This window comes from Streptomyces sp. 2A115, assembly GCF_052245575.1.
Taxonomy (GTDB): Bacteria; Actinomycetota; Actinomycetes; order Streptomycetales; family Streptomycetaceae; genus Streptomyces.
Map to the genome: position 1 here is coordinate 97,156 of NZ_JBQQCG010000037.1, position 9,965 is coordinate 107,120.

Genomic DNA, 9,965 nt, shown 5'->3' on the forward strand with positions numbered 1-9,965 from the left:
GCGTTGAGGTGTTCGGTGAGCGCCCTTTTGGTGGCGACCATGCGCGGGTGATCGGCGGGAACCCGAGTGCCGGCGTTGCTGGGGGTCTCAGGGGGTGGCGAGCCAACCGGGGCGGACGTGAGCACGAGACCGACCGCCGGCCCGAGAGTCCGGATCGGCGGCCCGCTCTCATGCGCTCGATGCGAGCTCGTGGAAGCCGCTGCGGTGGAAGACCATCGGGGGAACGTCGGGATAGATGTCGAGTGCCTCGATCTTCAGCAGCACGATCGCGTGATCGCCTGCCACGACGACCTCGTAGATGGAGCACTCGAGCCACAGCGTGGCGCCGTGCACGAGAACCGCCCCGGTCTCGGTGGCGACCCAGTCGACGCCGGCGAAGCGTTGGCCGTTCTTCGACGCGAGCGAACGCGCCACCGAACCGTGCTCGCCGGCCAGCACACTCACCCCCAGGCGACTCGCCTCGGCCAGCCGCGGCCAGGTGGAGGACGTGTTGGCCACGCAGACGGACACCAGGGCCGGATCCAGCGAGACAGAGGTGAACGAGCTGGCGGCCATCCCCTCCGGGACGCCGTCCACCATCGCGCAGAAGGCGGTCACGCCACTGGGGAAGCAGCCGAACGCCTGCCGGAGCAGGCCGCCGTCGAACCGCATGTCGGATGCCCGGATCATGGCGTCACCACCGCCGGGACGTACTTCCTGGCCGACTCGAGCCAGATGGCCAGGTCCGGCGAGGTCTCGTACTCCGAGTCGATCAGGTACAGGCTCGGCGCGGGGCAGCTGGCTCCGATCTCGACCAGCACCGGACGCAGGGTCAGTTCGGGTGCGAGCGCGTGCTGGAGTCCGGCCCCGAGCATCACGGGGAACGTCGGGATCCCGCCCAGTTCGCCCTGTCCGAACTGGTCGAGAAACAGCTTGAGGAGACCCGTGTACGTGGCCTTGAACGTCGGTGACGCCACCACGAGCGAGTCGGCGCCCAGCACCGTGGCCTTTGCCTCGGCCACCTTCGGGTCACCCCAGCCGAGCAGGCCGGCCCCGAGATCCACCACGTCGACCACCGCGGACGGCGCGCTCCCGCTGAGTTCCCGAGCGATCAACTCGGCGGCAGCCCGGGTACGCGACATCGGCTTGGGGTTACCAACGACAACGACCGTCATATGAGTCCTCCGTAGCAGCGGACGAATGCTGACCCCGTCAGTGAAGGAGCGGCGGATTTCCCGGTCAGGTGTGGGCAGTAAACCTTCCATTGCGCCGCTGCCACCTCGCCGGCCCAAGCGCCTGGTCGGCGCAATCGCCTCGGAACGGTCGTGATCTGTCGGTGTCACGCCGCCTGGCTAGCTTCCACACGAAGGTCGGCGGCAGGACCGTACGCCGTCGCAGGAAGAGAGCGGGAGGCCGGGTTGCAAGCCAAAAAGTTCCACCTGGGCTGGTTCATGAACGGCTACCGCGTGCACGGCTGGCGGGACCAGTGGATCGGCACGCACAAGTCCGAGGGGATGCTTCCGGACTTCTACGTCGACATGGCGCGCTCCCTGGAGCGCGCGTGCTTCGACTACTTCATCCTCGAGGACTCGTCGTTCGTACCCGACGCCTGGCAGGGCAAGCACGACTTCTACCTGGAGAACGCGTACGCGGTCCCCAAGTTCGACCCGTCGGTCCTGGCCTCGATCCTCACCCAGAACACCTCGCGCCTGGGGATCGTCGCGACGCTGGCGATCACGGAGTACCCCCCGTATCTGCTCGCACGGCTCGTCTCGACGATGGACCACGTCTCCCGGGGCCGGGCCGGGTGGAACATGGTCACCGCGAGCTCGGACCGTGCGGCACAGAACTACGGCCACGACGCCCAGCCGGATCACGACGTCCGCTACGACATGGCCGAGGAGTTCGCCGAGCTGGTCGTCAAGCTCTGGGAGTCCTGGGAGCCCGGTTCCATGGTGGTCGACCAGGACGGCATCTTCGCCGATCCGTCCAAGGTCCACTCGGTGGACTTCGAGGGGACGTTCTACAAGTCGCGGGGCCCCATCAACTCGGCCCGCTCCCCCCAGGGCAGGTCGGTCATCGTCCAGGCGGGCGGATCGCCCAAGGGCCGTGCCTTCGCCTCGAAGTACGCCGACTCGATCATCGCCTCGGCGACCACGGTCGAGCAGATGAAGGAGTACCGCGACGACGTCCGGGCTCGTGCCGAGGCGCACGGTCGCGACCCGGACTCCGTGAAGGTGCTGTTCCTGGTGTCACCGGTCCTGGGCGAGACCCATCAGGCGGCCGTGGACCGTCGGCAGCAGGCCCAACAGGAGGCGGCCGCCAACCCGGTGACCCGCCTCGCCGGGATGGGCTACGCCACGGACATCGACTTCTCCGTGTTCGACCTGGACACCCCGATCAAGGATCTGGCGTCCCAGCTGGTGACCAACGGCCACCAGAGCTCGCTGCAGCAGTTCGTCGCCCACAACGGGGACCGCACTCTGCGCGAGGTCGCCGCGCAGTCGTCCACCAGCGCCGGACAACGCGTCGAGCTGCTGGGGACGCCGTCCGAAGTCGCCGACCAGATGGGTGACGTCATGGCCACGGTGGGCGGCGACGGGTTCCTGCTCACCCAGGACGTTCTGACGCGGCGCTCCATCAGTGAGGTCTGCGACGGGCTGGTGCCCGAGTTGCAGAAGCGCGGGCTGACACGGACCTCGTACTCCTATGAGATGTTCCGCGACAACCTGCTCGAGTTCTGACGTGGCTTCCCCGTCCTGGGGGATGTCCCGAACGCCGGTCGAGCGCGCGGAGATCCAACGCAGGAGCCTGCGCGTGCTCACCCTGGGACAGGTGGTGGGCGCCGGTGCGCTCGGTGCGGCCGTCACGATCGGCGGCTTCGTGGTCGAGGACATCGTCGGCGTCGCCACGCCGTGGGTGGGTCTGTCGACCGCGGCCGTCACCGCGGGCTCGGGAGTCATGGCGCAGGTGCTCGCCCGGGTCATGGCGCTGCGCGGACGGCGGGTCGGCATGCAGCTGGGCTACGCACTCGCCGCCTCGGGAGGTCTTGTCGCGTGTGCCGGCGTGCAGATCTCCTCCCTCGCGCTCTTCCTGTGCGGCCTCCTGCTGTACGGCGCCGGTTCCGCCACCAACCTGCTCGCCCGGTACGCGGCGACCGACTTGGCCGAGCCGGACCAGCGAAGCCGGGCGATGGGCCGGATCCTGTTCGCGGCCACCTTCGGAGCGATCTTCGGCCCGACTCTCGTCGGACCCGCCGAGGCGCTCGGCCAATCCGTGTTCGGGCTCGAGAAGTACGCCGGTCCCTGGCTGCTGAGCTCGTTCTTCTTCGTCTGCGCGATGGTCAACGTGGGCGTGCGACTACGCCCCGACCCCTTGGCCGTCTGGGCGGAGGGCAATGTCGCGACCGTCGCCGTCCGGTCGATCCGCGTCACCGGCTCACTGCGGGTGATCGCCACCACACCCGCGGCCCGGCTGGCTCTGCTCTCCATGGTTGTCGCCCAGGCCGTGATGGTGGGCGTGATGGCCATGTCACCGATCGAGATGAAGACGCACCACCACGAGGTGATCATCCCTTTCGTGGTCTCGGCCCATATGGCGGGCATGTTCGCCTTCAGCCCGCTCGTCGGTCGCTTCGCGGACCGCTTCGGGCGGCTCGTGACGATGCGGTACGGCGCGTTCGTGCTCGTTCTCGCCGGCTGCGCAGGGACGGTGGCGGACAACGTCACCATGATGTTCGTCTCGATGTTCACCGTGGGGCTCGGTTGGGCGCTCGTCTTCATCGGCGCCTCGACGCTTCTGGTGGACACCGTCACCTCCGGTGATCGGGTGCAGGTCCAGGGCGCGGCGGACTTCGTCACCGCTGTCTCCGGCGGAGTCGCCGGAATCCTGTGCGGGTTCCTGCTCAGCTGGATCGGGTTCTCCGCGCTCGCCCTGGGCTCCGCGTGCCTGAGCCTGCTGATCCTCCTCGGGGTGTCCGGTCTGCGGCGACGGGAGAAGGCAGCGGTGAACACAGGATGACCACGGACGAAGCACGATCCACGCCACACTCGACCGACCCGGCGCCGTCGTACTCGTTGCGGGCGCTGTTCCAGGTCCCCGGCTACCGCTACCTCTGCGTGAGCTCCTTCGTCTGGCACACCACGCGGTGGGGTGGCCTGTTCACCACGAGCTACCTGCTGGCCCAGATGTCCGGATCGCCCATCCTCAACCAGGTGGTCGGCGCGCTCGTCTTCCTCCCGATGCTCATCGGTGGCTTCGTGGCGGGGGTGATCAGCGACCGACTTGACCGCCGCAAGCTCGTCCGTCGCGTCCAGTTGGTGCTGATCCCGGTCCAGTTCGCGATGTTCGGACTCGTCCAGTCCGGACGGGTCGAGGTCTGGATGACCCTTCCCTTCATGTTCGCGCTGGGAATCGGGGGGCTGGTGAACATGACCGCGCAGCGCCCCCTCATCTACGAGACCGTCGGTCCGCGTTTCGCCGGGCAGGCGATGACGATCGAGGCCACCGCACAGGCGGGGTCGGCCATGTTCGGCACGCTCGCCGGTGGTGCGCTCATCGACCACGTGGGCATGGGAGCGGGATTCGCCGGGATGGGCGTGCTGCTGTGCGTTTCGGCGGCCTTGCTGCGGCTGGTCCCCAGTCCTCGCTACGCCACCCCGCGCGACCCCGGTGTGCGCGTGTCGATCGTCACGCAGGCCGCCGCCAGCATCAGGCTCGCCCGGCGCAGCCGGCGCCTGATGGCCACTTTGGGTGTGACCGTGGCGATGAACCTGTTCATGTTCGGCTACGTTCCCCTGGTACCTCTCGTGGCCGCTGAGTTCTCCGCCGACGCCGTGCTCGCCGGCGCCCTGGGCGCCGCTGCGGGCGGCGGCCAGATCCTCTGCGGAATCGTCCTGAGCACCCGGCCGCTCGTGAGGCGTGGACTGGTCTTCGCGGTCGGCTCGATGGTCGCTCTGCTCGGCCTGTTCTGCTTCTCCACCGCACCCATATTCCAACTCGCGTTCATCGCGCTGTTCGTGGCCGGGATGGGACAGGCCGCGTTCGGGTCCATGCAGAGTCTCCTCGCGATCGAGTCCGCACACGACACCGAACGCGGCGTCGCCCTGGGGGTGCTCAGTACCGCGATCGGCGCGATGCCGATAGGAATGGTGCTGATCGGAGCGGGTGCCGAACTGCTCGGCACCAGGAACGCCCTGATGCTGTCGTCCCTGGTCGGGATGGCCGCGGTACTGACGGTCGTCCTGCGCCTGCGCGACCTGCTGTCAGCCGCCCCGGAGACCGCTCTCCGCCCTGCTCCCGGGACCTGAGTACGCCTCCCTCCGCGCCGGCACAGACGGCGTGCCAGAGCCCGCATTGTGACGCGCGCCCCTGGCCCCTCGTGACGCGCACCTCTGGCCTTCCGAGTGCCCCTCATGGCTTCGGCCGCTCCGTGACTAAAACACTGTCTGTTACGAACCAGGCGCAATAGGAAAGCCACGATGACGACGCTGCGGTGTCACACACCGCCGCTTTGATCTGGCGAACAGCGTGGAGACGAGCCGAACGCCTCGCCTCATCCCTCACCGCACTGTCCAAGTTGCTTCGTGAGTCCCCGCCGTAGGAGGCGTCCGTGCCCACCAAGACCGAAGCCCAGCACAGACCGGAACCGCGCACCCAACTGAGCCGTCGCAGCCTGCTCAAGGCAGCCGGCATCACGCTCGGCAGCGTCAGCCTGATGAGCCTGCTCGAGGCCTGTGGCACCGATGAGGCCAGCGAGGACGGCGCGGGCAACCTCACCCTGCGCATGCCGTTCCTGCAGGACATGCAGGTCCCCGACCCGGACATCATGTACGAGGGCGAGGGCGTGCAGGTCATGCACGCGTGCTACGACGGCCTCGTCACCTACAAGTCCGGCACGTCCGAGATAATCCCGCAGCTGGCGGACTCCTGGACGGTCTCCGACGACCAGCTGACCTACACCTTCAAGCTGAAGCCGGACGTCACGTTCCACGACGGTACACCCGCCGACGCCGAGGCGTGGTTGAAGAGCTTCAAGCGTCGGGCCGGGGTCAAACAGGGACCTGCCTACATGGTGGAGGGGATCGAGAAGACCACGGCGAAGGACGCGACCACCCTCGTCATCAAGCTCAAGGAGCCCAACAACGCCTTCCTCCACTACGCGGCCTGCCCGTGGAAGATGCTGGTGACCAGCCCGACGGCGGTCACCAAGAACGCGGTGGGCGGCGACCTGGCCCAGAAGTGGCTCAAGACCCACGACGCGGGCACCGGTCCTTATGTCATGAAGGAGTTCGTGCCGGGGAGCCACTACGTCCTGGAGCGATTCGACGGCTACTGGGGCGCGCAGCCCTATTTCAAGACGATCCGGATCCAGATCACCCCCGAGATCGCTACCCAGAAGCTCCAGCTGGACCAGGGCGCGTTCAATCTGGTCAGCCACGGGTTTGCCATCGCCGACGTGCTCAGCTACCGGAAGAACAAGAAGTTCGCGGTCGCCACGAACCTCGGCGCGTCGATGATGTCGCTCTACATGAACCCCGGCGCGGGCATGTTCAAGGACAAGTCCCTGCGGCAGGCGATGATGACCGCCATCGACCGCGCCACTGCGGTCGAGACGTCCTTCAAGGGGCTCACCACGGTCCAGGAGAACTTCTGGCCGGAGAACATGTTCCCCAAGGGGCTCGCACCCTTCGACCCGAAGGTCGACCTCGCTCCGCTGACCAAGAAGATCGCCTCGCTGTCGAACAAGAAGATCGACTTCGCCTGGGTGTCGTCCAACGGCGCGCCGGCCCAGCAGATGGCCGAGCTGATCCAGACCCAGCTCGCCCCGACCGGGCTGGAGATCACCATCCGGGCAATGCCCTCGGCGGAGTGGTTCGACCTGTGCAACCAGCCGGCCGAGAAGCGGCCGGACCTGCTCCTGGGGACGATGGGCGGTGACGCGCTGCACCTGGACACCGCGCTGCGGATCTTCCTGCGCACCGGCGCGAAGCCGCTGAACGCGTTCCAGTACGGCAACCCCAAGGTGGACGCGCTCATGGACGAGGCGATCACCAAGGGCACCGAGGACAAGACCAACGACGTCTACCTGAAGATCACCGACATCATCGCGGACGAGGCCCTGTGGGTCCCGTTGTGCCGTATCCCGCAGAACTTCGTCACCCACTCCGACCTCGCGGGGATCGAGCTCGATTCGTACCTTCCCTACGTCTTCAACCCGGCCAAGATCGAACGGGTCTGAGCCGGTGGCGGCCTGCCCGTTGGAAACGCCTCTCGCGACCGTAACTCCGGTTCAGACAGGCTGAGTTGGGCCTGTTCTCAGTCCCGAGGAGACCGGCGAGGTCCATGAGGAAACGAGCGAGGTCCGGCTCGACGAAGCGCCTGATCTCCCTCCGCCCGCGACCGACAAGTCATCTTGCGCACGTACCTGGAGGGGCTGGAGCAGAACTCCTACCTCACCGACATCGTCACCACCACCAGGCTGAGGAGGGCATCAACCATGACCAGCACCAGCACTCCCGGGAACAGCGCCGCGGCACTCGCCGAACCACCGACCGCGTCACGCGCTCGGGTGGAGGACCTCACGGTCACCTTCAGGCGTCGAGGAGTGCCCGTCCACTCCCTGCGCGGCGTCACCCTGGACATCGCCCCCGGCGAGATCCTCGCCGTCGTCGGTGAGTCCGGCTCGGGCAAGAGCGTGATGGCGCTGGCCCTCCTCGGGCTGCTCGCCGGGGACCCGATGCCCGTCGTCACCGGAAAGGCCGAGGTGTGCGGCGTCGACATGGTGTCCGCGTCGGACGAGGAGCGGCGCCGCGTGCGCAAGCTGCACCTCGGCGCGGTGTTCCAGGACCCCATGACCTCGCTCAACCCCACGATGCGCATCGGTCGCCAGGTGGTGGAGGCGACCGGGTCCGAGGAGGAGGCGCTGCGGCTTCTCGACCTCGTCGGCGTCCCGGACCCCAAGCGGCGGATGAAGGCGTTCCCCCACGAACTGTCGGGTGGGCTCAGGCAGCGCGTGATGATCGCCATGGCGGTCGCCGGCAAGCCCGAGCTGGTGATCGCCGACGAGCCGACCACGGCACTCGACGTGACGGTGCAGGCCCAGGTCCTCGCCCTCATCCGCGACCTCTGCGACAAGCTCGGCACCTCCTTCATCCTGGTCACGCACGACATCGGCGTGGCCTCGCAGGTGGCGGACCGGATCGCGGTCATGTACGGCGGTCGGGTGGCCGAGATCGGGAAGACGGAGGAGGTCCTGCGAGCACCATCACATCCCTACACCGTGGGCCTGCTGAACGCCCGGCTGGATCTCGACCTGCCGACCGGCCGACCGATCCCGGCGCTCCCTGGCGAACCGCCGGATCCTCGGGCACATCCACAGGGCTGCGCCTTCGCGCCGAGGTGCTCGGCGGCGGTCCATGACTGCGCCGAGGTTCTGCCGGTGCCGACCCCCGCGGCCACGCACTCGGGGGTGGCGGCCTGCATCATCCCCGGAGCGACGAGCCAAGAGACGATACTCGCCGCCGCACCGTCGTTCCGGCCCATGGCCGAAGTCGACGACACCGCTCCCGCACTGCGGATCAACGGCGTCGACAAGCACTTCACAGTCAGACGCGGGCTGCTCAAGAAGGACGAGCTCCACGCGTTGCGGAACGTGATTCTCGAGATCGCTCCCGGCGAGTCGATGGCCGTCGTGGGCGAGTCCGGGTCGGGGAAGTCGACGCTGCTCCGCGTCGTCGCGGGGCTGATGGCGCCCGACGGCGGGGATGTCGAGCGACCCGGCGGCCGGCCTCAAATGGTGTTCCAGGACGCCGGTGCCTCGCTCACGCCCTGGCTGACCGTGGGCGAGATCGTGGGCGAGCGGCTGCTCAAGGAGAACAACAGGGCAGACCGCCGGGAGCTGGTCGACCGGGCACTGCGCCAGGTGGGGCTTCCCCCGGACGTGGCCGGCATCAAGGCGGGCCTGCTCTCGGGCGGTCAGCGCCAGCGGGTGGCGTTCGCCAGGGCCGTCATCGTCCCTCCGAAGCTGCTGCTGTGCGACGAGCCCACCTCCGCTCTGGACGCCTCCTTGGCCGCCTCCGTGCTCAACCTGCTTCAGGACCTGCGGCGCGAGCTCGGGATGGCCGTCATGTTCGTCACCCATGACCTGGCCGCCGCGCGCTTCATCTCCGACCGCACCGCGGTGATGTACCTCGGGCAGATCGTCGAGCTGGGCCCGACCGAGGAGGTCATCAGCTCCCCCAAACACCCTTACACCAAAGCCCTGCTGGCCGCGATCCCCACCCCTGGGGCCGCTCCGGTGCGACTGCCGGGCGAGCCGGCGAGCCCGCTCTCCGTGCCGTCGGGTTGCTCGTTCCACCCGCGCTGCCGCGAGCGGATCGACCGATGCTCCACCGAGGCGCCGTTCCTCTACTCCATCGACGGCGTCGGGGGCCGGGAGGCCTCGTGCCATCTCCTCAGCGTTCCCGCGAACAAGGGATGACCAGGCGTGGTTCACCCCGTCCACCGAGGGGCGGACCACGGTCGCAGCGGCGCAATGCGAGTGCCATGACGGCGCATTCGTCGTGACACCGGCGCTGGATGTCATGGGTTCACCACGGACCAAGGCACGCAATGGAGCAGTGCCGACCTGCCCGGCGATCTCGTTCGCGGCAGCGGAGGCAGCAGGAGAGGCAGGAAAAGGCACATGACGATGTTCCACCTGGGTTGGTTCATGAACTTCACGCCGCCGGACTGGCAGTCCGAGTCGGCTTCCCCGGACGTGAAGAACTGGGCCAACGGCAAGTTCCACGTCGACATGGCCCGGTCGATGGAGCGGGCCTGCTTCGACTTCATGATGATCGAGGACACCGTGATGGTGGCCGACGCGTACGGCGGCACCATGGAAGGTTCCCTCAAGAACGCCGTCTTCGCGCCCAAGCAGGACCCGATCCCGCTGGCCGTCATGGTCGCCGCCAACACATCGAAAATGGGCGTGGTGGCCACCA

At 68.0% G+C, this 9,965-nt stretch carries 7 protein-coding genes and 1 pseudogene; 6 read left to right on the top strand and 2 right to left on the bottom strand.

The window, feature by feature from the left end:
- Nucleotides 1–168 precede the first annotated feature (168 nt).
- On the bottom strand, nucleotides 169–669 hold the full coding sequence (locus tag ACTWQR_RS28925; protein WP_443230123.1) for a flavin reductase family protein: 501 nt from the start codon (nucleotides 667–669) through the stop codon (nucleotides 169–171).
- A complete protein-coding gene (locus ACTWQR_RS28930; RefSeq protein ID WP_443230124.1) occupies nucleotides 666–1,154 on the bottom strand; it encodes an NADPH-dependent FMN reductase in 489 nt (162 codons plus the stop codon). The genes ACTWQR_RS28925 and ACTWQR_RS28930 overlap by 4 nt, the downstream gene beginning before the upstream one ends.
- A gap of 243 nt (nucleotides 1,155–1,397) precedes the next feature.
- Here ACTWQR_RS28930 and ACTWQR_RS28935 point away from each other — a divergent pair, with 243 nt between their 5' ends.
- The 6 genes and pseudogenes from ACTWQR_RS28935 to ACTWQR_RS28960 all read left to right on the top strand — a co-directional run.
- Complete coding sequence (locus ACTWQR_RS28935; RefSeq protein WP_443230125.1) at nucleotides 1,398–2,723, top strand: NtaA/DmoA family FMN-dependent monooxygenase; 1,326 nt, start codon at nucleotides 1,398–1,400, stop codon at nucleotides 2,721–2,723.
- 73 nt (nucleotides 2,724–2,796) lie between these two features.
- Entirely contained in the window at nucleotides 2,797–3,999 is a 1,203-nt protein-coding gene (locus tag ACTWQR_RS28940) for an MFS transporter (RefSeq protein WP_443230126.1), read from the top strand.
- Nucleotides 3,996–5,288, top strand: a complete 1,293-nt coding sequence (locus tag ACTWQR_RS28945; RefSeq protein WP_443230127.1) for an MFS transporter — start codon at nucleotides 3,996–3,998, stop codon at nucleotides 5,286–5,288. The genes ACTWQR_RS28940 and ACTWQR_RS28945 overlap by 4 nt, the downstream gene beginning before the upstream one ends.
- A gap of 302 nt (nucleotides 5,289–5,590) precedes the next feature.
- The gene (locus tag ACTWQR_RS28950; RefSeq protein WP_443230128.1) at nucleotides 5,591–7,219 is read left to right on the top strand and encodes an ABC transporter substrate-binding protein; all 1,629 of its coding nucleotides are present in this window, start codon (nucleotides 5,591–5,593) and stop codon (nucleotides 7,217–7,219) included.
- Nucleotides 7,220–7,477: 258 nt separating this feature from the next.
- Entirely contained in the window at nucleotides 7,478–9,460 is a 1,983-nt protein-coding gene (locus tag ACTWQR_RS28955; protein ID WP_443230129.1) for a dipeptide ABC transporter ATP-binding protein, read from the top strand.
- Nucleotides 9,461–9,664: 204 nt separating this feature from the next.
- Nucleotides 9,665–9,965: pseudogene (locus ACTWQR_RS28960) on the top strand (NtaA/DmoA family FMN-dependent monooxygenase); the annotation flags it as partial.

Coding starts and splice junctions, on each gene's coding strand:
- ACTWQR_RS28945 (WP_443230127.1), top strand. CDS start 3,996: ATGACCACGGACGAAGCACGATCCACGCCACACTCGACCGACCCGGCG.
- ACTWQR_RS28925 (WP_443230123.1), bottom strand. CDS start 669: ATGATCCGGGCATCCGACATGCGGTTCGACGGCGGCCTGCTCCGGCAG.
- ACTWQR_RS28955 (WP_443230129.1), top strand. CDS start 7,478: ATGACCAGCACCAGCACTCCCGGGAACAGCGCCGCGGCACTCGCCGAA.
- ACTWQR_RS28930 (WP_443230124.1), bottom strand. CDS start 1,154: ATGACGGTCGTTGTCGTTGGTAACCCCAAGCCGATGTCGCGTACCCGG.